This is a genomic window from Roseibium sp. LAB1 (genome assembly GCF_054658235.1).
On sequence record NZ_BAAGIB010000002.1, the window covers coordinates 1,483,557 to 1,507,198 of the forward strand.

General features: G+C 57.4%; 22 protein-coding genes. 12 read left to right on the plus strand and 10 right to left on the minus strand.

From position 1 onward, the window contains the following. Positions 1-81 precede the first annotated feature (81 nt). Complete coding sequence (locus ACYQ54_RS16770; RefSeq protein ID WP_460084231.1) at positions 82-960, minus strand: DUF5677 domain-containing protein; 879 nt, start codon at positions 958-960, stop codon at positions 82-84. 188 nt (positions 961-1,148) lie between these two features. Between ACYQ54_RS16770 and ACYQ54_RS16775 the strand changes: the two genes are divergently transcribed. Next, positions 1,149-2,492: a DNA cytosine methyltransferase gene (locus ACYQ54_RS16775; RefSeq protein WP_460084233.1), complete on the plus strand. Its 1,344-nt coding sequence runs from the start codon at positions 1,149-1,151 to the stop codon at positions 2,490-2,492. On the opposite strand, the gene ACYQ54_RS16780 is transcribed toward ACYQ54_RS16775, so the two are convergent. Then, entirely contained in the window at positions 2,440-3,342 is a 903-nt protein-coding gene (locus ACYQ54_RS16780; RefSeq protein WP_460084236.1) for a hypothetical protein, read from the minus strand. The two genes, ACYQ54_RS16775 and ACYQ54_RS16780, sit on opposite strands and share 53 nt — an antisense overlap. After that, on the minus strand, positions 3,339-5,711 hold the full coding sequence (locus tag ACYQ54_RS16785; RefSeq protein WP_460084239.1) for an ATP-binding protein: 2,373 nt from the start codon (positions 5,709-5,711) through the stop codon (positions 3,339-3,341). Before ACYQ54_RS16785 ends, ACYQ54_RS16780 begins: the two co-directional genes overlap by 4 nt. A gap of 719 nt (positions 5,712-6,430) precedes the next feature. Here ACYQ54_RS16785 and ACYQ54_RS16790 point away from each other — a divergent pair. The 3 genes from ACYQ54_RS16790 (at position 6,431) to ACYQ54_RS16800 (ending at position 9,697) form a co-directional block, all read left to right on the plus strand. Further along, positions 6,431-7,429, plus strand: a complete 999-nt coding sequence (locus ACYQ54_RS16790; protein ID WP_460084242.1) for an aldo/keto reductase — start codon at positions 6,431-6,433, stop codon at positions 7,427-7,429. Positions 7,430-7,685: 256 nt separating this feature from the next. After that, complete coding sequence (locus ACYQ54_RS16795) at positions 7,686-8,849, plus strand: MFS transporter (RefSeq protein ID WP_460084244.1); 1,164 nt, start codon at positions 7,686-7,688, stop codon at positions 8,847-8,849. Between the two features lie 137 nt (positions 8,850-8,986). Then, entirely contained in the window at positions 8,987-9,697 is a 711-nt protein-coding gene (locus ACYQ54_RS16800; protein ID WP_460084247.1) for a polyamine aminopropyltransferase, read from the plus strand. 10 nt (positions 9,698-9,707) lie between these two features. Here the strand turns inward: ACYQ54_RS16800 and ACYQ54_RS16805 are convergent, their stop codons facing one another. Next, positions 9,708-10,415: a helix-turn-helix transcriptional regulator gene (locus tag ACYQ54_RS16805; RefSeq protein ID WP_460084249.1), complete on the minus strand. Its 708-nt coding sequence runs from the start codon at positions 10,413-10,415 to the stop codon at positions 9,708-9,710. Positions 10,416-10,596: 181 nt separating this feature from the next. Between ACYQ54_RS16805 and ACYQ54_RS16810 the strand changes: the two genes are divergently transcribed. Next, on the plus strand, positions 10,597-10,992 hold the full coding sequence (locus tag ACYQ54_RS16810) for a VOC family protein (RefSeq protein WP_460084251.1): 396 nt from the start codon (positions 10,597-10,599) through the stop codon (positions 10,990-10,992). On the opposite strand, the gene ACYQ54_RS16815 is transcribed toward ACYQ54_RS16810, so the two are convergent. Continuing rightward, on the minus strand, positions 10,967-11,686 hold the full coding sequence (locus tag ACYQ54_RS16815) for a DUF2161 domain-containing phosphodiesterase (RefSeq protein WP_460084254.1): 720 nt from the start codon (positions 11,684-11,686) through the stop codon (positions 10,967-10,969). The two genes, ACYQ54_RS16810 and ACYQ54_RS16815, sit on opposite strands and share 26 nt — an antisense overlap. Before the next feature lie 328 nt (positions 11,687-12,014). On the opposite strand from ACYQ54_RS16815, the gene ACYQ54_RS16820 reads away from it, so the two are divergent. Next, positions 12,015-12,503 (plus strand): twin-arginine translocation pathway signal, encoded by a 489-nt coding sequence (locus ACYQ54_RS16820; RefSeq protein WP_460084256.1) that lies wholly within the window; start codon positions 12,015-12,017, stop codon positions 12,501-12,503. A gap of 34 nt (positions 12,504-12,537) precedes the next feature. Beyond that, positions 12,538-13,149 (plus strand): ferric reductase-like transmembrane domain-containing protein, encoded by a 612-nt coding sequence (locus ACYQ54_RS16825; protein WP_460084259.1) that lies wholly within the window; start codon positions 12,538-12,540, stop codon positions 13,147-13,149. Between the two features lie 48 nt (positions 13,150-13,197). Here ACYQ54_RS16825 and ACYQ54_RS16830 read toward each other — a convergent pair whose 3' ends face one another. Then, positions 13,198-13,596, minus strand: a complete 399-nt coding sequence (locus ACYQ54_RS16830; protein ID WP_460084262.1) for a hypothetical protein — start codon at positions 13,594-13,596, stop codon at positions 13,198-13,200. 408 nt (positions 13,597-14,004) lie between these two features. Here ACYQ54_RS16830 and ACYQ54_RS16835 point away from each other — a divergent pair, with 408 nt between their 5' ends. Then, a complete protein-coding gene (locus ACYQ54_RS16835) occupies positions 14,005-15,552 on the plus strand; it encodes a COG3904 family protein (protein ID WP_460084265.1) in 1,548 nt (515 codons plus the stop codon). A gap of 109 nt (positions 15,553-15,661) precedes the next feature. Here ACYQ54_RS16835 and ACYQ54_RS16840 read toward each other — a convergent pair whose 3' ends face one another. Further along, positions 15,662-16,492 (minus strand): protein NO VEIN domain-containing protein, encoded by an 831-nt coding sequence (locus ACYQ54_RS16840; protein ID WP_460084268.1) that lies wholly within the window; start codon positions 16,490-16,492, stop codon positions 15,662-15,664. Between the two features lie 163 nt (positions 16,493-16,655). Further along, positions 16,656-17,561 carry a LysR family transcriptional regulator gene (locus tag ACYQ54_RS16845; protein WP_460084270.1) on the minus strand — a complete coding sequence of 302 codons (906 nt, stop codon included), beginning with the start codon at positions 17,559-17,561 and terminating at the stop codon, positions 16,656-16,658. Positions 17,562-17,661: 100 nt separating this feature from the next. Between ACYQ54_RS16845 and ACYQ54_RS16850 the strand changes: the two genes are divergently transcribed. Next, on the plus strand, positions 17,662-18,849 hold the full coding sequence (locus ACYQ54_RS16850; protein ID WP_460084272.1) for an MFS transporter: 1,188 nt from the start codon (positions 17,662-17,664) through the stop codon (positions 18,847-18,849). Positions 18,850-18,865: 16 nt separating this feature from the next. After that, positions 18,866-19,900 (plus strand): aldo/keto reductase, encoded by a 1,035-nt coding sequence (locus tag ACYQ54_RS16855; protein ID WP_460084275.1) that lies wholly within the window; start codon positions 18,866-18,868, stop codon positions 19,898-19,900. A 63-nt stretch (positions 19,901-19,963) separates the two neighbouring features. Here ACYQ54_RS16855 and ACYQ54_RS16860 read toward each other — a convergent pair whose 3' ends face one another. Continuing rightward, positions 19,964-20,797: a hypothetical protein gene (locus tag ACYQ54_RS16860; protein WP_417708929.1), complete on the minus strand. Its 834-nt coding sequence runs from the start codon at positions 20,795-20,797 to the stop codon at positions 19,964-19,966. A 374-nt stretch (positions 20,798-21,171) separates the two neighbouring features. On the opposite strand from ACYQ54_RS16860, the gene ACYQ54_RS16865 reads away from it, so the two are divergent. Continuing rightward, complete coding sequence (locus ACYQ54_RS16865) at positions 21,172-21,849, plus strand: FadR/GntR family transcriptional regulator (protein ID WP_460084277.1); 678 nt, start codon at positions 21,172-21,174, stop codon at positions 21,847-21,849. Then, the gene (locus tag ACYQ54_RS16870) at positions 21,846-23,126 is read left to right on the plus strand and encodes a CynX/NimT family MFS transporter (protein ID WP_460084280.1); all 1,281 of its coding nucleotides are present in this window, start codon (positions 21,846-21,848) and stop codon (positions 23,124-23,126) included. Before ACYQ54_RS16865 ends, ACYQ54_RS16870 begins: the two co-directional genes overlap by 4 nt. On the opposite strand, the gene ACYQ54_RS16875 is transcribed toward ACYQ54_RS16870, so the two are convergent. Continuing rightward, positions 23,110-23,625 carry a GNAT family protein gene (locus ACYQ54_RS16875; RefSeq protein ID WP_460084283.1) on the minus strand — a complete coding sequence of 172 codons (516 nt, stop codon included), beginning with the start codon at positions 23,623-23,625 and terminating at the stop codon, positions 23,110-23,112. The genes ACYQ54_RS16870 and ACYQ54_RS16875 overlap by 17 nt on opposite strands. Positions 23,626-23,642: the final 17 nt, after the last annotated feature.

The window sequence follows — 23,642 nt, forward strand, 5'->3', positions numbered from 1 at the left end:
CAGTAGCACTTCATCACCGGCCTAAAACACAGTACGGCAATCAATGCCTAGACCTTAGGGCGGCCGAAGTTACCCTGAGGATTATCCTTTGATCCCTGCATAGAACGCCATTTGACTCTTCTCAAACTCCTCCGAAATCGGCACAGAGAGTTCGTGAATCCGGGCATATTTCTTGAATACCTCATCGCGGATCGCCCCTCTCTCCGCAAAGCGATGGGCTAGAGCCAATGCAGAAAACAACCAAAGGCTAGCTTGGTCGCTAAAGATTCGGCAAAGATGTGCTGCCGAAAGGATAGCGCACTCCTCTGAGCTTCTCAATTTTCTGTCCACCATGAGATCAAGTGCTGCTGAATCAGCGTGGATAAGGTGGCTTGCTAACCCGTACATATGCAACATGCCAACGATCGTAGTCATGTCAAAGTCATCGGGCGCATTCTTCTCCAAAAACCTCACAATCTCAGTAAACGACCACTTTTGTTCAATTTTCTTTCGCAGAGTCTTGTTGGCGTAGCTGAAGGTGAATGAACGATCATCGGCTAAGGTAGACAAGATCATCTTGTCGCTTTTGGTATCTTTTGATCCTACGACTGCTGCTGCTGCTGCTACTGCTCGATTGGCGCGCTTCCGGTTGTGTATTTCTGCATGTTCGCCTCGGAACTCCGCCACAAGCGCTTCGCGGCCCTTTTCGTCTGATGCTAAGCAAATCAACCAAATCCTTGCATTGACCTCATAGAGAGGCCGAAGAACAATCTCCGCATCCCAAGGGTAACCTGAACTGACCAAATATGAGACCGCTTGACTTCGTTCGGACATGTACGCAAACAACCGTTTGAGCGTCATATCAACGACCGTCGGCGGCGCATGAGCCACAAAAAGCGAATCAATAGCGTCTCGAGTAGCCGTAATTGCCTCTATCGTCGCATCTTGGACTTCGTTCAAAATATCTAAGTGCTTGAGCATCGCGAAATTGTTTCGTCGCTGATTGCCGAGAAAAACTATGGAATACCAAATGTTTGGCCGGTGGTGTGAATGACGATTTTAGGCGGGTGATTTTGCTAACATAAATTTAGTCTCTTTGTTTGTAAGCATGATCTGGCGCTTATTGACAACCGTCGGCATAATGTGCATTGCGTCGCCGCGGGGATAGTATGAAAGTTTCTGACACTAATATAGTCCGAGCGGACGATCACCTGACACCAGCTTATAGCTTTGTTGACATATTCGCGGGTTGCGGTGGGCTAAGTCTCGGCCTGATGCAGGCAGGCTGGAAAGGGCTGTTTGCAGTCGAGCGCGATGCCAACGCTTTTCAAACGTTGCATGATAATCTGATCGCACCAGAAGCTCGATTTCAGTTCTCTTGGCCGAGTTGGCTTCCAAAGGTCGCTACCGATGTCGCGGACTTGTTAGAAGCACAAAGCCACCGGCTTGCTGCATCCGCGGGCAAAGTGGATCTGTTGGTCGGAGGGCCGCCATGCCAGGGCTTCTCCAGCGCAGGCAAGCGCAATCCCAGTGACCCACGAAATCGGCTTGTAGAGCAATACCTTGCATTTGTGCATCTTCTGAAACCCCGCGCCGTCTTAATCGAAAACGTGCGAGGCATCACGACTGATTTCAACGATGGTACCGAAGATGGCAGCAAATTGAACTATGCACAGTGGATCATAAATGCCCTCAGTAAGGATTATAATGTTTCCACGAAGATGATAGATACATCTTTCTTCGGCGTCCCACAAAAGCGCCATAGGTTCTTTATAGTTGGTTTTAAGAAGGGAAGTGGAATAGACCCTCTAGAGCTGTTCGCCATAGTTGAGCGGGATCGTCAGGCATTTCTCCGCCATAAAGGCATTTCCAGCGTACCTGTCTCCACCAAGGCCGCTATCTCAGATTTGGAGGTTGCGCGCAATGGCAAGATACCCAGCCGCGACAGCATCGGATTCCACGACATATCATATCGAGAGCCGCTTACATCCTACCAAAATCTTATGAACGACGGGTGGGAAGGAATTCCGCCCGATACAAGGCTTGCCCGGCACAAGCCTGAAATTGTGGCTCGTTTTGCGAAGATTATCGACCTATGTCATGCAGATGGGCGACTCAACATATCGCTATCTTCGGAATTAAAGGCGAGTTTTGGCCTTAAGAAGAGCGCGATTCGAGTCCTTGATCCCAACGCTCCATCACCCACCGTTACAAGCATGCCGGATGACTTAATTCACTATTCAGAACCACGCACCCTTTGTGTCAGGGAAAACGCGCGGCTTCAGAGCTTTCCCGACTGGTTTGCCTTTAAGGGAAAGTATACGACCGGTGGAGAGCGGCGTAAGTCGGAAGTGCCAAGATTCACCCAAGTCGCAAATGCAGTCCCCCCACTTGTTGCGGAAGCTATAGGTCTGTCGATTGCAAAACTGCTCAAGGAAAACGAACTTCCGAAGGTAGGCGTCAGGGAAAAACCTCGTCCAAGATTTCTTGAAAGTCTAGAAGTGCAACCCTGAGAGAGCGCATATCTTCTGCTGTGAGTTCTTGCCCCTTCCGGTCATAAAACTTGCGAGAGAACCCTGTTCGTTCGACGCGGATATGAGCCAAATCATTACGCTTTGGCATCACAGCTGTACGGTAGCCTTCAAAGTGCTTGCTTTGCTCGGTGTGTAGACCCAGTTGCTTCATGAGTTTTTGAAGCAACCTGAAACGATCGTCACTTGTGTATATGCCGTGATGGTCGATTAGTTCGGTCACGTGCTTTACAGTTTTAATAGCTTCTATAGATCTTTCAAAAACTTCTTGTTTTTCGTCTAAGCGCTGCTGAATCGCCTCAAGTGCTTGGCCTCTTTGGGCATCACTGCAACCATCAAATATCTTCGAAAGCCCATCAAACACAATTTTGTCTATATCACTCGTTGCACCCATCACGATCCCACGCGAATGATCGATATCTAGCACTTTTCTTACGAGATTTTCGAATACACCTTCGACAACGCCGGGAAGATCAAGCCGATAGGCTGTGAATATACCTTGAATATCTCTTTCAGTCGCCATCTGAGTCAGTTGTACGGTGGCGTTTGCGGAGTAGAAAATAAGATCCTTAAATGGGAATATTTCTCTTATTTCACTCAGCCCGTCTGCCCCATTCTTTCCTGCACCTAGATCATAGTCCATCAAGATGAGGTCAATATGGTCACCATAGATATCGTCTGCTAAGTATTCTTTAGCTGTGTCAACTGATCCAGCAAATTGAACTTGAAGCCGAAAGCCCTCTTTTCTTATCAGATGGCTTATGCGTTCCTGCTGATCCGTGACATTCGCAGGCTGATCCTCGACCCAGAGAACATTAAAATCTAATCTCATTTTGCTATCCTAATGAGAAATGCCGCTCCGCGCTGGCCATCTATCTTAATGGGCTCGATAGTCCCGTTCATTTCGCCAAGAACGTGTCTAACATGATAGAGGCCTAAGCCAGAACCGTCGGTTGTCGTAAAGCCTTTTTCAAATATCCGATCGAGCTCTTCGATATGCTGGCTGAAACCACGTCCATTATCACTGACCTTGATATGAATTGTCGACTTACTGGGATGATTGATCTCAAATTTGACTCTCGTAGCTCGTGCTTTTCGAGCATTCGCTATGAGATTATCGATAACCACAGACACATCTATCGGCTTGAACCTCTCCTGAAAGCCCTTGCCATCATTCTCAACGCTGATGCTCAAGGGACCCGACAGGAAATCTTTTGCGACACCATTAATGTATTGCTCAATGTATTCTCCCAGATCTGCGTCGATACTTTCCGATTCCAACCTAAAATTCGCCTTAGTCGCAAATTTTGAAACGCCGAGGACTTTGCTGTTGAGAAAGGAAATCGCTTCAAGGGCATCAACGACGTCAGAGGTGGGTACAGTCGTGTGTTTTGATATCCGAACTAAAAAGTTTTCTATCTTCTGCTGAATAGCTCCTCCATAGATTGTCACTTGATGATGCAAAGATAGTATGGTGTCGGTGTCGAGTGTCGAAATAGAAGATAGAAAAAGGTTTCTTTTGCGCTCTTCCTCTAACTGTTCTGTTGCAGCAGTTGCGACTTTCTCTGCAACATAAGCTCGTGCTTCAGCAGCTTCTTTGGCTCGCCTCTCCTCGTCGGCTTGCCGTCGTGCTCGCTCTTCGGCTTCTCTGAGTTCCTCAAAGCGTTTTTCTGCTGCCTCGATATTGCCGAATAGTCCCCTATCTTTGGTTTTTTCAGCTATGGCTCGCAAGCTGCTGAGTGAGGCCTCAAATTGAGCCGAGCGCTCGCTTAGAATTCCAATCAGCCTCGTGCTGTATTCGAGTAGTTCTACGTTTTTATCATCAACAAGCTTTGCAACGGCCGCCGCAACGCGAGCCCGACCTGGATCAGTCAACAGGCGGGAAACGTCGCTGGTGTTTTTATCCTCTTTGTCCACGAAGGTGACAGGAACAACATAACGCTCCAATCGGATGAGGCAGTAATCACGGAAACATTTCCTTAGCTGTGTAACAGCGGGTGTTTCGATAAGACCGGCATTTCGGCTGGATGCTTCTTGAAAATCGCTATCGGTCCCTGAGACGTCAACACGGCCAATAACATCTCGCGTCCCAAGAAAGCGTGCGTAACCTTGCTGCTTCCTTCGGTCCATTCCGAACCAGTCATCCGTCTCTTCACCAATCGGATAAACTCGAAAGCCATTTCTGAAGAGAAAAACAGAGCCAAATTGAACGGAGGGCACTCCCATCCGTCGCGCGAACGTAACCTTCGCAGACTGGTTCAAGAAGAAGACTTGGCACTTAAAACCGGACTTAGCGAGTAGAGGGAATTCATTGGGCTCCCGTATCCGGTATATGAGCTCACCGCGGTCGGTAAGAGTGCTCTCGATGTACTCGCCACTATCGTCGATTGCGACATCAATAAACGTCGTTTTTTCCTGCAGCGTAGAAAAAATAAAGTTTCCGACTTCGCCATTTACTATGGCGTTGAGGTTTTCTTCCGATCCCTTTCTCTGGAATTGTAAGCGTTCGGTTTCATCTGCTTTTTGCTCAGCAGGAGCGTGGATAATTATACGAAATCCGTCTGTCGACACCCCAAACGGATTTATCAATTTTGCCAAGGCCGACTTCAGTCTTAGGATTTTCTCCCGGCCCCAGTGACGCCGAGTCTTTTCAATTGTTATCGTTGTGCCATGTTTTGGTGCAGTTAGTTCAACCGGTAAAACAAAGCCTTCCTTCTGGGCTGCGTAATCTACGCCGATTTTCTCAAAGTGTTCCGTATGGTCCCGATCGAAAAGGTCCCAATCGATGGTAATGCAATGTACAGGGCCATCACATTCGGAAGTCGGTCGCGTTTGTAAGCGTATGAGTTGACCAAGTCTGTCCGAAGAGAAACGGCCGATGCCTTTGCTGCCCGCATAGTTTCGCCGCTCGGCGATATCATCTCGAAAATCGGCCCCACGATTGGATTCACGTTTTGATGAGTAGGCAACGAAAAGCCATTTGGTTCTAATGTCATCAAATGACATGCCTATGCCATCGTCAGCGATTGTGATCGTTGACTCGCCAAAATAAAGTTCAACCGTTTTAGCTTTGGCGTCGAATGAGTTCTTTACTAGTTCAAATATAGCGACTTCATCGTCGGTTATCAGTTCGCTGCCGAGCACACTTTTGAGGCCAGTACTCACATCAAAGTGTAATGGATGACTTGTGGAGGAATTCATTGTTTCTTTAATTCCGATTCACCGTTAACTGTCATTTTATTGAATCAACTCGCCCAACTATTTCCGTCAGAATATGGGAAGATAAATCTCACGCAATAGATAGAGTTGATGGAATGATAGATACAATCAAGCATCAACAGCGCAGCTAACAAGTGCCAAAAATTCACAGCACGGATACAAGGCCGGATTGGATTGTTCGAGGTGTGTTGCTCGGTGCCGGGTACTTGCATGGCGATTAGTTGTCAGGCAGACATGATCTTGCTTTGCCCGCGCCCAAATTTGGAAGCGGAACTTGATCGTTGATCCGGCGATAATCGGCGCAATTCGAGAGTGCTCCATCTATTTTCCTGCACGCACTTCCGCGCTTCATGCTACCGGTTCGGCGTTACTGAGTTTTCTTACGAAGTGGTGAGCCTGCGGGACTAGAATACAAATTTCGAAACAGTCCGTTCGCTCACAGCTAAGTAATAAGACAATGTCGGCTTTCAAAAAGTCGCCAGCGCCATCCGAACGACCGAAATTGCGGCGGGAAGCTGCCGGTGAATGAATCGGCGTAGAATGACGGCAACGGCCCCAAAACAGCAGACTGCCTCGGAAGTCTTGTCCGCACCTGGCCAGAAAATCAACACCCACTGAGCTGCCACTTCCGCCCTTTCAGCGCCCGGGGCAATGGCTTAAGAAAAGAACTCTTCAGCTTTTCCAGCACGTAGAGGGGACACATGGAACAACGCAGATTGGGCGCCAACGGGCCGGAAGTGGGTGCCATCGGCTATGGGGCGATGTCCTTCTCCGACATGTACGGGCCGACGAACGAAACGGAAAGCCACGCCATTTTGAATGCCTGCCGCGATCTGGGTGTCACGCATCTGGATACGGCCAATGTCTACGGCATGGGCAAATCGGAAAGCGCCCTCGGCACCTATCTGAAAGCCAATCCGGGTGCGCGGGACGAATTCGTGATCGCGACAAAGGCCACGATCACCACCGATGCGGACGGTAACCGCAGCTTCGACAATTCGGCGGAGCACCTTGAAGCCGAGCTGGACAAGTCTCTGCAGCGGCTTGGCGTGGAGTGCGTGGACCTGTTCTACGCCCATCGCCGCGACCCGCGCTTTACCCCGGAAGAAACGGCGGCCAATCTCGGCCGGCTGGTTGAAAAGGGCAAGACCCGCGCCATCGGCCTGTCGGAAATCGCGCCATCGACCCTGCGGCGCGCCATGAAGGTGTTTCCTGTCGCGGCCGTTCAATCGGAATATTCGCTTTCCACGCGCGCGCCCGATCTCGGGCTGGTGCAGGCCTGCGCCGAACTTGGTGTTGCCATGGTGGCGTTCTCGCCCGTCGGCCGCTCGCTGCTGACGGACCATCCGATCCCGCGCGAGCGGATCGCCGAGCTGCCGTTTCTCAGCACCAACCCGCGGTTCATGGAGCCGAACCTGACGGAGAACCTGCGCATCATGGAAGGCTTCCGCAAGCTTGCGGCGGAGATGGGGACGACGGCGGCGGGGCTGGCAAACGCCTGGTTGCTGACCCGCGGGCCGCATGTGATCCCGATCCCGGGAACGCGCTCCGTGGAGCACCTGCGTGAATGCATCTCGGGCGCGGCACTGACCCTGACGGCAACGGATCTGGAGCGTATCGAGGCCGTACTGCCCGTCGGCTGGGCCCACGGCGACCGCTACTCGGAAGCGCAAGGAATCGGGCCTGAGCGGTTTTGCTGAGCTGACCACCCAGACCAACGACGCGCCGGTGCATCTGAAACCGGGTGCACAGCAGAGCTGAGCCGTTCAGCAATGCAGGGCCGTGCATCCACACGAACAGGCTTGGCGGCCGGTCCCGAGCCGGGAGTTTCGTTTAGCACATAGCGTCGCCGGAAATCCCGCATCCTTGCCGGCGTCCGCACACATGCGCAGCTTGCGCTTGAAGGCCTGCCGTGTACTGCTAGGGTCCGCCCCTGGCGGGCAAGGGAGGACGTTCATGCTATCGAACCGCTGGCTGATACTGGCCGTCCTCTTCTTTGCCCGCTTCACCATGGCCTTCCAGTTCCAGTCGATCGGCGCCCTGTCGCCGCTCATCATCGACACTTACTCGGCGGACTTTTCCGACATCGGGCTGCTGGTCGGCCTCTATCTGGCTCCGGGTGTCGTCATTGCCATTCCCGGCAGCGCCATCGCCGTGCGCTTCGGCGACAAGCGCGTGGTTGCGCTCGGCATGGTCATGATGCTTGCCGGCGGCGGGCTGACGACCCTTGTGACGGACTGGAACGTGCTTGTGGGGTCCCGGCTGCTGGCCGGTGCCGGCGGGGTCATCCTCAACGTCGTCATGACCAAGATGCTGGTCGACTGGTTTGCCGGAAAGGAGATATCCACCGCGATGGCTATCTTCATCAATTCCTGGCCCGTGGGGATTGCCGCCGCCCTGCTCACGCTGCCCCTGATCGCCGCCTCCGGCGATCTGACCCTGGCCTGGTGGGCCGTTACCGCGGTCATTCTGGCGGGGCTGGTTCTGCTTCTGCTGTTCTACCGTTCGCCCATGGGCGCCACGACGGCACCAAGCCTGCGGATCGCCCAGCTTCCCGTCTACGCCCTGGTACTCGCCAGCACGATCTGGGCGCTCTACAACGCGGCACTTGCCATGGTGTTCAGCTTCGGCCCCGCGCTGCTCAAGGACCAGGGATGGACCCTGGCGGCAGCTGGCTCGGTGATCAGTGCCTTCATGGTCGTCTTTTCCGTCGCTGTGCCGCTTGGCGGCATCCTTGCCGACAAGACCGGCCGGGCGAACGCGATCATCATCGTCAGTCTCGCCGCCTTTGCCGTGCTGATGCCGCTGGTGCCGGTTCTGCCACCCTTCGCCGTTGCCGTGGTCTTTCTGATCGTCGGCGGACTGTTCGCGCTTGCGGCCGGACCGATCATGACCCTGCCGTCGTCCATTCTGCCACCGGCGAGCCGAACCTTCGGGATGGGTGTCTTTTTCTCGATCTATTACGTGGTGATGATGGTTGCCCCGCGGGTTGCCGGAGAACTGGCGGACTGGACCGGAAACGCCGGCATCGCCTTGATCGCCGGAGCCGGCATGGCGGCCTTCTGCATTCTCGTCCTGTTCCTGTTCGGCAAGGCACGGCGCAAGCTGATACCGGCCTGACGGAAGATGGAGAATTTCCCGCTGGCTGAAGGCGCTACCGCCTTGCCCTTGTGCGCGCGTGAAATATTTCGCCGGTTCAGCTGAAAACATCCCTTTCCAAAACCGCGCTGACCGGTCACGGTGCCCGGATGAGTGCTATGTTTGAAGAACTGGACTACGCCCCGACACCGATCGGCGCGATATCCCTGCGCCGCCGGCATATCCTGGCCCTGAAGACCGACGTCTTCGAAATCCTCCTTGGCGAGGAACACCTGATGTCGAGCCTGTTCACCGCGTCGGAAATCGCGCTGGCGGACAAGGGGCTTGCGGCCCTCAGCGGTGACAAGCTGGACGTGCTGGTGGGCGGACTTGGGCTTGGCTACACCGCAAAGGCCGCCCTGGCTCATGAGAGCGTTGCCGACCTTGCCGTGGTCGACCTGCTGGAGCCGGTGATCCGCTGGCATGAGGAAGGCCTCGTGCCGATGAAAACCGAACTTGCCGACAACCCGCGCTGCCGGCTGGTGCAGGGCGATTTCTTCGCCATGGCAGCCTCGGAAGAAGGCTTTGATGCCGGCAGACCCGGCCGCCAGTATGACGCGCTTCTGATCGATATCGACCACACGCCGGAACGTCTGCTGCACGGCGGCTCGAAAGGCTTTTACACGCCCGAGGGTCTGCGTGCCGTGCAGCGGTTCGTGAAACCGGGCGGGATCGTTGGGCTGTGGTCCGACGAGGCCCCGGACGAGGCCATCACCGCCTTGCTTGGTGAGGCATTTGACGAGGCCTGGGCCGAACCGGTGGTGTTCGCAAATCCGCTGCAGGACGGGCGCGAGGTGACCCAGGCGGTCTATCTGGGGCGCAAGGGGTGAGGTTTCACGATCAGGCGCGCGGGAAGTAGCTTTCCCGCTCGGCATCCATGGCCTTCCGCCAGCGTTCTTTCAAGGCGCCACGGCTTTCCGGATAGCGTTGATCCAGAGCCTCGGCGAAGGTCATGCGATCGGTGCGGAAATAGCGGAAGCCCTGACGCAGCTCGCACCAGGCCGCGAGAATCCTGCCTTCATCCCGGTAGCCCAGCAACACGGGCCAGACCACACGCTGGCTTTCCTTGCCGTCTCCGTCGCAGTAACCAAGCGACACCTTCCTGCCTTCCAGAATGGCCTGCCGCAGCATGGCTGCATCAACCTTGTCCTCTGATGCCGGGCCAACAGGCCGCACGCTCATCGCGGCGGTCTCGATGTGGCGGCGCAAGGGTTTCGGCGTGATGGCCTCGATCTTGGCGATCAGGTTCTCCGCGGCCCTGGCGAGTTCCGGCTCGGCCCGGGTGGAAACCCACAAGGCGCCCAGAACGGCAGCGTCGATTTCTTCCGCCGTCAGCATCAGGGGCGGCATGTCGAAGCCTTCTTCCAGAACATAGCCGACCCCGGCCTCCCCCCGGATCGGCACGCGCTGCGCGGTCAAGGTGGCGATGTCGCGATAGACCGAGCGCTTGGAAACCTCCAGTTCGTCCGCAATCGCCTGGGCGGACACAGGCCGGCGCACCCGGCGCAGGATCTGGATAATTTCAAACAGTCTGTCCGCGCGCCGCATGGCCCGTCTCCCCGGCACGATGCTGCCAACACGGTGTCAGCAGGGGGTCTTTATAGGACCCTGACACCAGAGTTGGAAGCGTCCGGAGACCATGACCCGAAATCTGAAAAAACACCTTTTGAGGATCCTTGCGGTCCTTTTTCTGACCAGCGGAACAGCGCTTCAAGCGCAGGAGACAGACATGACGAATTCCCAAGCAGCGGCGTTTCAGAGACTTGGCGTCTATGTGCTTTCCGACGACCTGAAACGCTCCAGAGGGTTTTACAAAAACATCTTCAGCGCCGACCCAACAATCGAGACGGATGTCTTCATCGGTTTCGATGTGGCCGGTGGCCTCTTCGCCGTCATTTCGAAGCAGACCTTTGCGCCGGACGCCAAGCTCGGCGGCAACGCCGTGCCCTATATCAAGGTCGAAGACATTCAGGCAGCGCACCGGCATGTCGATACGATCGCCCCCGAAGCGATCAAGACCCCCGGCCTGATCAGCGAAGGACCGATCAGTCTGTTCAAGTTCACCGATCCGGACGGCAACATCATCGAGTATTATTCGCTCAACGCACCGATCGACGGGCTTTAGGGGCGTCCTTCAGCGGCCCCTCCTCTGTCGCCTCGTCAGGGCCAGACAAAGATGCCAGTCCCTTGGGCGTCAGGGCGTAGATGCCTCTTTCCACCCGTTCGAACCAGCCGTAGTGATCGTCGGCCATCATGCGTGTTGCCGTGGCAACGCCGGTTGCTTTGGAAACGTCCGCGCCGCGGCTGGGGCCGTTGGCGGAAAGATGCTCGGCGCAGCGGATCGCGTCCTGCCGATAGGCTGTCACGAGCGTGGTGCGCGTCGAGCCGCCGGTGTTCGGGTCGCCCACCCGGCGGGCGAACTCCCGCAGGAGCCGATCCTTGCGCGGCTTGGACTTGCGCGGGGTGAAAGGCGCCGGGTCCAGATGCACCTCGACAACGCCATCCGGCAACCTGACAGTAATGACCCCGAGGCCAAGCCTTCGGGCAAGCTGCAGGTTTTTCTTGAGCGACTGGATAAACTGCCGACCCTTGCCCCGGGCAACCGCAACATAGACCGCATCGGTCACCGACTGGCGCACGACCGCCTGATGAAACAGGCTCAAGGTGAACCCGGTCTTGAGTTCGACAATCACCGGGTCCGCACCATCTCGGCAGGCAACGATGTCAGCCGAACCGACCTCGGCCTTTACCTCATATCCCTGTGCAACAAGAAAAGCTTTGACCGGCGGGTAGAGCTCGGTTTCCAGAATACGCCCCATGTCGACATCCTACGTGCGAAGCTATGGGCGGGCAATCTTCCGGCCGGGGTCACCGGGCGAAATCCAAGGGTTAGATGCTCTCATTTTTCACAAACACAGGGGCGCCGATCCATTCCGCTTTCTGCCGGGACCAGGCCTCTCTTTGGCCGTTTCAGTTGCAGTAATGTCGGAAACGGGAAGGCCCGCCGCTCACGCAGCTGTGAGCACGACGCAGGGAATGAGCGGCCCGAACGCCTCGGAAATGCCCGGAAGCGCCCTATACTGGTTTATCGGACGCGCCCGGCCTCCCAAAACGACCCGGGCCCAAACGCCCGACAGGAGATCGATGATGACAACCGGCCTCATGACCCGCCGCAGCCTGCTCCTCACCGGAAGCGCTTTTCTGGTGACGGGCGTATCCGGTTGGAGTGTCCCGGCCCAGGCAAAAGGTATCACGCCAACGCAGTCGATGCGGGGCGGCTCCAATAACTATCGGCCCGGTGCGCCGATTGTCGACAGGATCGGAGGTGGCGGCTTCTGGATGAGCGGCACCGTGCGACGCGCCGGCGACGGAGCACCACTGGCCGGCCAGCGCATTCAGATCTGGGCACACACAACCGAAGGCCATGAGCGCGACCAGCGCAGCCATGGCGCAACGCTTACAGATGCCAATGGCGTGTTCCGCCTGGAAATGCCGCAGATCGTTCCGGCCTTCGGCCAACCCCACGGCCATCTGGCCTATGACAGCGGAGAGTTCGAAACCGTCTTTCTGCGGCCGGTGATGAGAAGCTCGGCCGATACCAGCCTGGAAGCACATTTCGTGCTGCAGCCTGCTTGACCCAGACCTCCGTGATACGGACCTGCCGGACGGCATGAAGCGCCTTCGCGCACCCCTGATATGGGCTGCCCTGGCAATGATCGTTCTTGTGCCGATCCTTGCCGCTTCGGCAAGCCCGCTGCTGCAATGGCGCCAACCGGTCTATATCGCCGCCGGATTTGCGGGCATTGCCGCGATGGCGCTGCTCTTGTTGCAGCCCTTGCTGGCCGGAGGCTATCTGCCGGGCACTGCCGGTCTGCGCGGACGGCGCTTGCACCGCTGGACCGGCGCCTTGCTGATATCTGCAATTGCCGTCCATGTCGGCGGGCTCTGGATCACCAGCCCTCCGGACGTGATCGACGCCCTCCTTTTCAGATCGCCGACACCGTTTTCAGCCTGGGGCGTGATCGCCATGTGGGCCGTCTTTGCCGCAGCACTCCTCGCCGTATTCCGCAGGCGCTTCGCCCTTGCTCCACGCACCTGGCGCCGCGTGCATACCGTTCTGGCAACGGTCACCGTTGCCGGCAGCGTGGTTCATGCCCTCCTGATCGAAGGAACCATGGAGACACTGTCCAAGGCCGCGCTTTGCGCTTTGGCAGTGGCCGCGACGGTGAAGGTGATTGTTGACCTGAAGATCTGGGCAAGGCGTTCACGCGGGGAAAGCTGAAGCTCCCTCGCGAAGCGGGCAAGGCTTCGATTTATCAGCTCATAAACCCTAGAAATGCGCTGCCCAGTAGCCGAAGGTTATGTTTTTCGGATCCTGTGGCAATTTCTTGATCAACGCTGTTTGCGGGTTCGTCAGAGGGCCGCTGTTCTTTCCATCGATGTAATGGCGCCGAAAATTCTGCCTGCACGCACCGAACTCCGCTGTGCGGATAATCTGTTCGCAAAGATACAGAACCGTTCGGGCGTTCGGATTTTTCAGATCCACATTCTCCATGAGCAAAGGATGGATCCTCATGTAATCATCACGCGCCTGAATCCGTCCGCAAACGATGTCAGCAGTGAACCCTGCAAGTGGAATTTTGGAAATAGTGGCTCCGAGGCCTTTGCACGACAAATCAAACCAGGGCACGCTGTTTGGGTCATCGACTGAATTCAGGTTACCGGCCATTTTACCCCCCAACGAAAAATATCAAATACAACCATCGAAAAAACTTCTCGTTGAAGAAAATAATCCCGAAGTCTTTCGCAAATCAACACGTAAAAGTTCGTTGACGACCACGCCGGAAGGGCCCCTCACCTGGGAAAGGGTAAGCTGAGAACCGTCATTTCACCTTAGCTAATTGCAAAGTTCGACATGGTAGCTCCGCACTTCGCTCGTCTGCACTTTTCCGCACTTTCTAATATTGAGCTAGCGCAGGAGCGGTACGTTCCTGCCATGTATAAACAGCTGCTCCCGTGCTATGTTTTTCCGAAATTGTGTTTCAAACCAAGCAGCAGCCCGCCTGTTGTCTCCCCCGAAGAATTTCGTCCTTGGGGCCAGCGCGGTTGCCGTGCCTTTTCGAGAACCTGATTTGCCATGTCCTTCGGTTTGCTTGCCCGATCCGGGCTTTTTCTCGCCGCGCTCCTGGTCTCATTCCAGGGAACCATAGCCGCAGAGCTGACACTTGTGTCCTATCGATACAGCGATGCTGCGCCGGTGGTGCATCTACGGCTGGAAGGGGAGATCCGGGCGGAAGACAGCCGGCAGGTGGAAGAGGATTTCGCTCGGCTTGCGCGCTGTTCGGGTGCGGCCTGTAGCAACGACTTTGGCGGACCGCGCGCCGTCGTCTCGCTGGCGAGCCCGGGAGGATCCTATTCGGCCGGGGTGAAGCTTGCGGATTTCTTCAGAAACAACACCATTGCGACAGTGGTTGAAGCCGGAGACACCTGCGTTTCGGCCTGTGCCATGGCGTTTCTGGGCGGCTCATCCTTCTGGCCGACAGGCGGTATCGGCACCTTCATCGACCGCACCATCGAACCGGGGGCACGGGTTGGTTTCCACTCGCCCTATTTCACCGAGGACACGGCGGTGGCGGCCGTCCGCAGCGGCCAGTTGGGCCAGCTTCTCGACCTGACCCGGCTTGCGATCGCCGACATCGTCAAGAACCTGACACGCTATTCGGTCAGTCAACACGTGCTGGACCGGATCATCAGCATGGGACCGGACGGATTTTACGAAATAGACACACCTGCCGCACTGTTCGCAATCAGGGCGCAGTTGCCCAGCTTCGACCCGGCCCTTCTGGAGATCCCGTTCGAGGACCAGATCCTCAACGTGTGCAGCCGCCTTGCCGCGCTGCATTACGAGCAGCCCCTGAGCCTGCTCGACGCATCACTGCTTGAAGACACCAACGACGGCCGCACGCCGGAAGGCGACAGGATCCGGCTTTACGACCTTGCCGACCGGCCCTTGAACGTCGCAGGCTGCGGCATTCCGCGAGACAAGCAGACCGGCACCGTCGACACCATGTCACTCTACCGGCTTGTCAGCGACGGTGAGATCTTCGAACCACTGCTCTCGTTTCATACGTCGAACGAGGGCGGCTGGTCGGCCCTTGGCTATCGGGGTGGAAGGGCGACGGACGCCTTCATCAAACTCGGGCCACTCAACCATGTGCTGATGGATCCGGAAGAAAATCTGAACGGCCTTCCGCGCACGGTGACGGCAGACATCGAAGCTGCCAAAGGCAGGGTCGCCAACCCGCAATTGCCGAGTCACAGCCGCCCCTGGCCGGCCGAGACACTGTTCGCCACGCCCTGGTCGCACAGCTACCTTGGCGCAGGGCTGACGATTGTCGAACAGACCGGCCCTGCGAAACTCTTTGAAGAGCTGGCCGAGCAGGCGGAAGAAACCAGAGTTCTATACAGCCAGGACAAACAGAATGTCCTGGTGCGGTCCGGCGAGGATACCGAAAACGGTACTTCCTACTACTGGCTCGCCCTGCGCTCCGGCAACCGGACCGCCACCATCCGCCTCGAGGCCCCAGTCCCGGCTTCCCGCCTCACCGATGCCCAGAAATCCCTGATGAGCCTGGTGGCCTGCTCAAGCGATTTCGAAGGGGTCCATCTGGGGTGTTTCAAGTAGGGCGGCGATTTGGCATGACGGGTTATACAGGTTCATAGAACCGTTTTGGATTCTGCCATCTAGGCAATGCCAAAATCATTTGATGACTCGCAATGTCCATGCGGTTTCATCACCCGAAGCTGGCTTGAAAGCTCGTCGCGGTAAGCGCCACGTGCGCCTCTAAAGGCGGCCGAATCTCAAATGCCTTTGGGCCTCTTGCAAATTCGTAGAGGCGGAAGAGGCGCCAGTCGTCGCGACGTGCATTGGCAACCTCCAATTCGTTTCGGGAGATATGAAACGGCGTGCGTTCCCAGCCATTTGTCGTTTTAACCTCAATGAGCCGCTCTCTTCCGTCAGGCGTAAAACTGAGGATGTCGTATCCTGCGCCATCTCCGTCTTCTTGCGAGGTCCAACGGACTCGTCTCGCCAAATCATTTAGGCCCAGTTCTTTCAGTTGAGCACGCTCTCGATGAAACACAACCTCTTCACCGGCACGACCTAGTTTCCGGTTCCGCTCATCGCGCCCAGCAACATCGAAGCGTCGAGCGACAGCCTGCAATTTTTCCGTTTCTTCCGGTGGTGGCGTGTTTCTGAGCGTGGGGACCACACCGACAAAGAGTGTCGGCGCTTCGTCCATTTCAGAGCTGAGAGGATTGTGAAGCCCCGTTTCCCACTCTGGTTGTCTTGCCAACCATCGTGAAATCGCTTCGGCCAGCGCCATCTGAAAATTGAAACGAGGTTGGTATCCTTTGATAATCGGAAGCCCAAATCCCTTGGCAGCGGCTGAAACGTTGCAATACTTGAATTCTACTGAACCACGAGTACGACCTATTTGCTCCTGTACCAGCCTATTGTGGGTGGCTTTGACATATGACCGACCTGCAAGCTCGTCGCTGAGCATCGCGAAATAAGACGCAACAACGGCGTCATTTTCCGTATCTGACCAATCATCGGAACTCATGAATGGCAGATTAACCTAGCGTGATAGTTGTGTCATGCATGAAACTTCAAAGACTTATGGTTCCTTTTCAGGTCAAATTTCATCTTGCTGACTTTCGCGAAAGTGCACGTCTAAAACGCTGCAGGTTCCTCAATTATTGCCGCATAAGCGTATCTTTCAGTCCTCATGCCACGGTGCCATGTTCGGCGAGGAAGTTCAGCAATACTCGAACGCGTGCGGGTAAAGGGCCGCCCTGACCGGTGTAGACGGCGTGGAACGCTTCGCTGTCGTCTGCATAACACTCTTCAAGAACCGGCTTCAGGCGTCCGGCGGCGATGTCATCGCGGACGGTAAAGGCAGCAAGACGGGCAAGGCCCAGACCATGGATTGCCAGCCGGCGAATGGCTTCGCCGTCGCTGCCCTGAACCCGGCCGGGAGGGCAGATCGCGATCGGCTCGTCGTCACGCAGAAAGCGCCAGGTGTCGACTTCTCGCGGGTAAGTGAACCCGATTTTCCTGTGTCCCGCCAGATCCGTGACGCAGGCCGGTTCCCCGACACGCCGAAGGTAATCTGGTGAAGCAACAATCAGCATTGGTGTTTCGCCAAGCTTGCGCGCAACCAGGCTGGAATCCTTGAGCGGCCCAGCCCGGACGACCACATCGGTTCGCTCCGCGAGTAGGTCGATCAAGGCGTCGGTCAGAACGATGTCGAGAGAAATGTCGGGATATTGTTCGAGGAACAGAGGCAGGACCGGCTCAAGGACGTGGGTCGCATAGGAGGCGCTTGTGTTCAGCCGGATGCGGCCAACAGGCTGCTCGCCCATTCCTGCCTGCCGTTCCGCGTCATTGATGCTTGAGAGAATTTCTCTCGCACGCTCGTAAAAGACGCAGCCTTCGGCCGTCAGATCCAGCCGTCGGGTGGACCGGTTGAAGAGCCTTGTGCCGAGCCGGGTCTCCAGCCGGGAAATCAGCTTGCTGACGGCGGACTGGGTCATCCCCAATTGCCTGGCCGCATGGGAAAACCCACCCAGTTCGACGACCTGGACAAAGACCTCCATCTCACCGCTGCGGTTTACACTGGCACGCGACATATGACTTCAATTCACTTATCTTATTCATTTCGGGCGTATAGTTCATGATATGATTGCTGCCTAGGTTCCGTCCATCGAAATGTCTTGGACGGAACCCACAATGCCTATCGCCCTTTATGCACTGGCGGCCGGTGCCTTCGGTATCGGCGTCACAGAATTCGTCATCATGGGCCTTCTGCTAGAGGTCAGCCGCGATCTTGGTGTCTCGGTCGCCTCGGCGGGAATGCTCATTTCCGGCTACGCCCTCGGGGTGGTGGTCGGCGCCCCCATCCTGACTGTCTTCTCCGCTACGTGGAACAGGAAGTGCGTGCTGGTCGGCCTGATGGTGATCTTCATCATCGGCAACGCTGCCTGCGCACTCGCGCCAAGTTACGGCCTGCTGATGGCGGCCCGTATCCTCACGGCCCTCGCGCACGGCACCTACTTCGGTGTCGGCTCGGTCTTCGCTGCCTCCATGGTCGGCAAGGACAAGCAGGCGTCGGCAATTGCCATCATGTTCACCGGGCTGACGCTCGCCAACATCCTTGGCGTGCCTGCCGGAACCTGGCTTGGGCAGCAATTCGGCTGGCGCATGACCTTCTGGGCCGTGACGCTGGTCGGCTTGGCCGCACTCGCCGTGCTCCTTCTGCTCGTCCCGACAGATCGCTCGCGTCCAGTTCCGTCCGGCTGGAAGGCTGATCTGAAAGCGGTGTCACGTGCACCCGTCCTGCTCGGGTTCCTGACCACGGTTCTGGGGTTCGCAGGCGTCTTCACCCTGTTCACCTACATCGCCCCGCTGCTGACCCAGGTCAGCGGCTTTGCCGACACGGCTGTGTCTCCCATCCTGTTGGTCTTTGGCGGCGGCCTGGTCGCCGGGAACCTGCTGGGTGGAAAACTTGCCGACATCAGACTGAAGACAGCGCTCATCGGCAGCATGGCGGCACTGGCAGCAGTGCTGGCGATCATGTCTGCCGCCTTTGGAAACCAGACTGCAGCCGTGGTGCTGACGGCGCTGCTCGGCGTTGCGGGGTTCGCGACGGTTCCGCCGCTGCAGTCCCGGGTTCTGTCGAAAGCCGTTGGCGCCGGAGAAAGCCTTGCCTCCAGCCTGAACATCGCTGCCTTCAATCTCGGCAACGCACTTGGGGCCTGGGCCGGCGGCATCGCCATCTCCCATGGGCCCGGACTGGAAAACCTGCCTCTCGTCGCCGCGGGCTTCCCCCTCCTCGCCATCGCGGTCGCGTTTGCCTCATTCGCGATTGAACGGCGGCCCGCCGCCTCTCCGACCTCCACTCACCAGACTGCCAGCTAGAAAGGACAACATCGACATGGACTATCGTTATCTTGGAAACTCCGGGCTCAAGGTTCCCGCCCTCAGCTTCGGTGCCGGCACATTCGGCGGCTCCGGCCCGCTCTTCAGTCATTGGGGCACCACGGACATCGCGGAAGCGCGCCGCCTCGTCGACATCTGCCTTGAGGCCGGCGTCAACCTGTTCGACACCGCAGACAACTATTCCGAAGGCGCTTCGGAAGAAGTGCTCGGCGAAGCGATCAAGGGCCGCCGTGACGCGGTGCTGCTTTCGACAAAAATGAGCCTCCCGCTGGGGGATGGCCCTAATGAGGCCGGTTCATCAAGATACCGGTTGATCAGGAGTGTCGAGGACGCTCTCAAGCGCCTTGGGACGGACTATATCGATCTTCTGCAACTGCACGCCTTCGACGCCTTCACACCGGTTGAGGAGGTGCTTTCCACCCTTGACCAGCTCGTCCGCGACGGGAAGATCCGCTATGTCGGGGTATCCAACTTCTCCGGATGGCAGATCATGAAGTCGCTCGCCGTCGCAGAGAAATACGGCTGGCCCCGCTATGTCGCCAACCAGGTCTATTATTCGCTTGTCGGCCGGGACTACGAGTGGGATCTGATGCCGCTCGGAGCGGACCAGGGCCTTGGTGCCATGGTCTGGAGCCCGCTTGGCTGGGGTAGGCTTACCGGCAAGGTCCGCAGGAACCAGCCGATCCCTGAAGGCAGCCGACTGCATGAGACCGCAAGTTTCGGACCGCCCGTCGAGGACGATCTGCTCTACTCGGTGGTCGATAGCCTTGATGCGATTGCGGAAGAAACCGGCAAGACCGTCCCGCAAGTGGCGATCAACTGGCTGCTTCGGCGCCCAACTGTGGCGTCAGTTATCATCGGGGCGCGTAATGAGGCGCAACTTCGCGACAATCTGGGGGCGACTGGCTGGGCGCTGACGGACGAGCAGATTGCGCGTCTCGATGCCTCGAGTGCGCGGACTGCTTCCTATCCGCATTTTCCCTATCAGAGGCAGGAGGCTTTCGCACAGCTCAATCCCGCCCTGGTCTGACAGGCATTCAAACCGGCGCGGCAGGTGACTGCATGAACCTGTCGCGCCAGTGGACCTTCCTGCTCAATACCAGAACCCTTCCCGTCGCCAGATGGTGAAATGGCCACGCACCGGTGGGGCCGGAGTGCCACCGTCGATCGTGAATTCGCAACCGCCCTTGAGCCCCTTGCCACCGGTACGGCGCAGGATAACGTATTCATTGCATTGCGGCCCCCCGCTGGAGCTCTGGCACATGTCGATGCGCGCGCGTTTCTCGTCCAGCACTTCCCAGACCCAGTCGATCATCGCCACATGTCCGTTCCAGACCATGAAATCAAGTGGCTTGACCTCGTTGATGTCATCGATGTTGATCTTGGCAACATGATCCGGATACCGCCGGGGTGAAACGCCATAGTACTTGTCCCACTCACCAGTGAATATGAGGAAATTGGCGATAAAACCGATGCAGTCCATGCCGAAAAAGCGGTCTTGTACCATCTGCTGCAGTGCCGCCTGATCGGACATCTTGTCGAAGTAGAGTTTCTTGATCTTGCCGGTCTGCTCGACATCCTTGGAGCCGTCCTTGTTCGCGCGGCCGCAGACCTCAACCTTGTACTTGTCCAAAAGATCCTTGTTCTTCAGCATGAAGTTCCAGATCTTGACGAATGTCTTGTCGTTTCCCTGGCCTTTCAGCGCCAGGTCGATCTCGCGGCCACCGACATGCTGGTTCAGCGTGATGCCGTGGGGATCCTTGATCCAGCGGAAATTCTTGAAAAAACTGGTTGCGCTGTCATTGCCGCCGTTGCCGCGGTCCTTGCAAAGATACTGCGTGAGCTTGACCCGGCCGGCGCTGGTCTGCAGGCCCGGATTGGTCAGAACATCGACGTATTCGTAAGGCAGGAAAAAAGACTCGGCCACATTCACTCTCCCTTGGTTAGGCCCCCTCAATGGCCCCTGAAGCTGCATGCGTTTTCGGCGTCTCTCGTTGACTTGCCGGTGCAGCCAAATAGCCACGGTGCCGGCGACTGCGTCTGTCTTCCACGTCACACAATTTATCATTGTTCCAGTGCGCGACGTCACACCTTTTGATAGAGCTCGACTGGTAAGATTGAACCAGGGTTCTGAGTCCAGCGCGAAACAACCGATTATCCTGTGGCCTTCGATCCCGGCACATATTTCGTTCGGCCAGGACGGCACCGGCACACGACGTCTCCGGCCGAGGCAATTTCGCCAATGGACAAGCTCTGTCACCATCCTTATGATCAAGTCATCTGATGATTTGGTAACTTGCGATGCAATCTCTGGCAAAAACCAGCCTGGTCGACAGCGCGGCCGAGGCAATACGGGCGGAAATCGTGGGCAATCGCTGGTCCGTGGGTGAAAAACTGCCCAACGAGGCCCAGCTTTCGGCACAGCTTTCCATCAGCCGCGGCACCGTGCGCGAGGCTGTTCGCGTGCTCGTTTCGCAAGGCTATCTGGAAACCCGGCAGGGCTCGGGAACCTATGTTCTGTCGGTCGTGGATGCCACCGGACCGCTGACCATGGCACGACGGGCCACCTTGCGCGACCAATTCGAGGCCAGACTGGCGCTGGATGCGGAAGCAGCCCGGCTGGCAGCCCATCGCCAGACGCCAGAGGTGATTTCGAAGCTGCGCCGCTTGCTGGCAGAGCGGGGCAACTACGATGGCCAAGACAAGGCCGGTTTTGTTGAGCGCGACTTTGCCTTTCACCGGGCTGTCGTCGCCGCCTCGCAAAACAGCGTGCTGGTCAACATGTATGAATTCTTCTCGAGCCTGATCGGCGAAACCATCGAGGCAACGCTCGGAAAAGACCTGCAGGAGCCGGATATGGCCGCCCACGCCGCCATTGTCGACGCCATCGAGACGGGCAATCCGGAGCTGGCCGAGACCGCCGTCCGCCGTTTCATGGCCCCGGTGCTGAGAGACCTCGAGCGATTGCTCGGCTCATGACCCAGGCATCTGAAATCGATCCCGGCTCGATCGAACTGATCGATGCCGAAGACATCGACGTTTCCACCGACCAGCCACAGCCGGGGGAGCAGAGCGGCCTGGTGCGCTTTCTGCTGGGCGCCAGCCTGGTGCTGATTGCCTTCAACCTGCGCCCGGTATTTTCCAGCGCATCGGCGCTTCTGCCGGAAATCCGCGAAGGTTTCGGCCTGTCACCGACCGGCGCAAGCCTTCTGACGACGCTGCCCGTTGTCTGCCTTGGCCTGTTCTCGCCGCTGGCCCCACGCCTTGCCCGCCGCATCGGCACGGAACGCACCTTGCTTGCGGTCGTGCTTTTGCTGGCCCTTGGCACGGCAGCGCGCGGAACGTCTTCCGTACCGTTGCTATTTTTCGGAACGGCGCTGGCAGGCGCGTGCATTGCCGTGGGCAATGTGCTGCTGCCCGGGCTCGTCAAGCGCGACTTTCCCGACAGGGCCGCCCTTGTGACCGGCTGGTACACGATGGCGCTGTGCGCCGGAGCTGCCGCTGGCGCAGGACTGACCATTCCGTTTGAAGCGGCCCTTGGCGGCTCTATCGAGGGTGCGCTTGCGATCTGGGCCGTGCCGGCGCTCGTGGTGGCTGTCCTGTGGTTTCCCCAGGTGATGGCGACGCGCAAGCGGGCAAGGGGTGCAACTTATGCTGTGAAAGGCATGTGGGGCGACAGGCTGGCCTGGCATGTCACCTTGTTCATGGGACTGCAATCCGCCCTTGCCTATTGCGTCTTTGGCTGGCTGGTGCCGATCCTGCGGGCGCGCGGACTGGACGGCGTCACTGCCGGGGCAATCGTGTCGGTATCGGTGATGGTGCAGGCAGCAGCCTGCCTGATCGCGCCGCATCTTGCCGTTCGAGGCAAGGATCAGCGGTTAATCAACGTGGCCCTTTGCGTTATAGCGGTTACGGCCCTGCTCGGCCTGCAATTCGCACCGCTGTCCACTGTCTGGGTCTGGGCCGTGCTGCAGGGCATCGGTCAGGGTGGACTGATTGCGGTGGCACTTACCGTCATTGTTCTGCGGACGCAGGATTCCCATTCCGCAGCCCAGCTATCGGGCATGGCCCAATGCGTCGGATACACGCTCGCGGCCATCGGTCCGCTGATCGTCGGCCTTATCCGAAGCTGGACGGGAAGCTTTGCCTGGAGCGCGGTGCTGTTCGTGGCGCTTGGCCTTGGTGCTGCCATCAACGGCTGGTTTGCCGGCCAGGCAAGCCACGTCAACGTGGAGACGGTCAAGCTGTCCGGCTGACCTCGCCAGCAGGACTTGAGGTTTCCAGCCGGTATTTCAGAAAGCGGCTTCCGTCATAGTTTGTCTCGCCGACGAAACGGGTTCCCATCCGGCGCAGTGCACCAAGGTTGCGCCGGGAAGGTGGCAGCAGGAATGTGACGAACGGTATACGCGGGTCTTCGTTTGCAAAGGCCAGCGCCTTTCTGGTGATCCGCATCCCGAGCCCAAAGGCTGCCGGATGCAACACCAGCCCGAAATCCCACTCCTCGCCTTCCTTTTGAAAACCGCCCCAGCCGACATAACGGCCATCTGCCAGAAAGGCCCAGTGCCCAAGCCCGTCGCGCTGCCAGCAGGCCTCCTTGGCCGCGACGAATTTTTGGGCAATCTCATGATCCCAGGCGAAGGTCAGCAGCGGCATATGCGTGCCGACACGCGGGTCCGACATATGCGCGATCAGTTCATCCACGGCGATATCCGGCAGGCGCACAAAGTCGATGTCCGGCTGAGGTGAATGTGGCATGGGCTGGAGTCTCCTGA

Coding starts and splice junctions, on each gene's coding strand:
- ACYQ54_RS16770 (WP_460084231.1), bottom strand. CDS start 960: ATGCTCAAGCACTTAGATATTTTGAACGAAGTCCAAGATGCGACGATA.
- ACYQ54_RS16775 (WP_460084233.1), top strand. CDS start 1,149: ATGAAAGTTTCTGACACTAATATAGTCCGAGCGGACGATCACCTGACA.
- ACYQ54_RS16780 (WP_460084236.1), bottom strand. CDS start 3,342: ATGAGATTAGATTTTAATGTTCTCTGGGTCGAGGATCAGCCTGCGAAT.
- ACYQ54_RS16785 (WP_460084239.1), bottom strand. CDS start 5,711: ATGAATTCCTCCACAAGTCATCCATTACACTTTGATGTGAGTACTGGC.
- ACYQ54_RS16790 (WP_460084242.1), top strand. CDS start 6,431: ATGGAACAACGCAGATTGGGCGCCAACGGGCCGGAAGTGGGTGCCATC.
- ACYQ54_RS16795 (WP_460084244.1), top strand. CDS start 7,686: ATGCTATCGAACCGCTGGCTGATACTGGCCGTCCTCTTCTTTGCCCGC.
- ACYQ54_RS16800 (WP_460084247.1), top strand. CDS start 8,987: ATGTTTGAAGAACTGGACTACGCCCCGACACCGATCGGCGCGATATCC.
- ACYQ54_RS16805 (WP_460084249.1), bottom strand. CDS start 10,415: ATGCGGCGCGCGGACAGACTGTTTGAAATTATCCAGATCCTGCGCCGG.
- ACYQ54_RS16810 (WP_460084251.1), top strand. CDS start 10,597: ATGACGAATTCCCAAGCAGCGGCGTTTCAGAGACTTGGCGTCTATGTG.
- ACYQ54_RS16815 (WP_460084254.1), bottom strand. CDS start 11,686: ATGGGGCGTATTCTGGAAACCGAGCTCTACCCGCCGGTCAAAGCTTTT.
- ACYQ54_RS16820 (WP_460084256.1), top strand. CDS start 12,015: ATGACAACCGGCCTCATGACCCGCCGCAGCCTGCTCCTCACCGGAAGC.
- ACYQ54_RS16825 (WP_460084259.1), top strand. CDS start 12,538: ATGAAGCGCCTTCGCGCACCCCTGATATGGGCTGCCCTGGCAATGATC.
- ACYQ54_RS16830 (WP_460084262.1), bottom strand. CDS start 13,596: ATGGCCGGTAACCTGAATTCAGTCGATGACCCAAACAGCGTGCCCTGG.
- ACYQ54_RS16835 (WP_460084265.1), top strand. CDS start 14,005: ATGTCCTTCGGTTTGCTTGCCCGATCCGGGCTTTTTCTCGCCGCGCTC.
- ACYQ54_RS16840 (WP_460084268.1), bottom strand. CDS start 16,492: ATGAGTTCCGATGATTGGTCAGATACGGAAAATGACGCCGTTGTTGCG.
- ACYQ54_RS16845 (WP_460084270.1), bottom strand. CDS start 17,561: ATGTCGCGTGCCAGTGTAAACCGCAGCGGTGAGATGGAGGTCTTTGTC.
- ACYQ54_RS16850 (WP_460084272.1), top strand. CDS start 17,662: ATGCCTATCGCCCTTTATGCACTGGCGGCCGGTGCCTTCGGTATCGGC.
- ACYQ54_RS16855 (WP_460084275.1), top strand. CDS start 18,866: ATGGACTATCGTTATCTTGGAAACTCCGGGCTCAAGGTTCCCGCCCTC.
- ACYQ54_RS16865 (WP_460084277.1), top strand. CDS start 21,172: ATGCAATCTCTGGCAAAAACCAGCCTGGTCGACAGCGCGGCCGAGGCA.
- ACYQ54_RS16870 (WP_460084280.1), top strand. CDS start 21,846: ATGACCCAGGCATCTGAAATCGATCCCGGCTCGATCGAACTGATCGAT.
- ACYQ54_RS16875 (WP_460084283.1), bottom strand. CDS start 23,625: ATGCCACATTCACCTCAGCCGGACATCGACTTTGTGCGCCTGCCGGAT.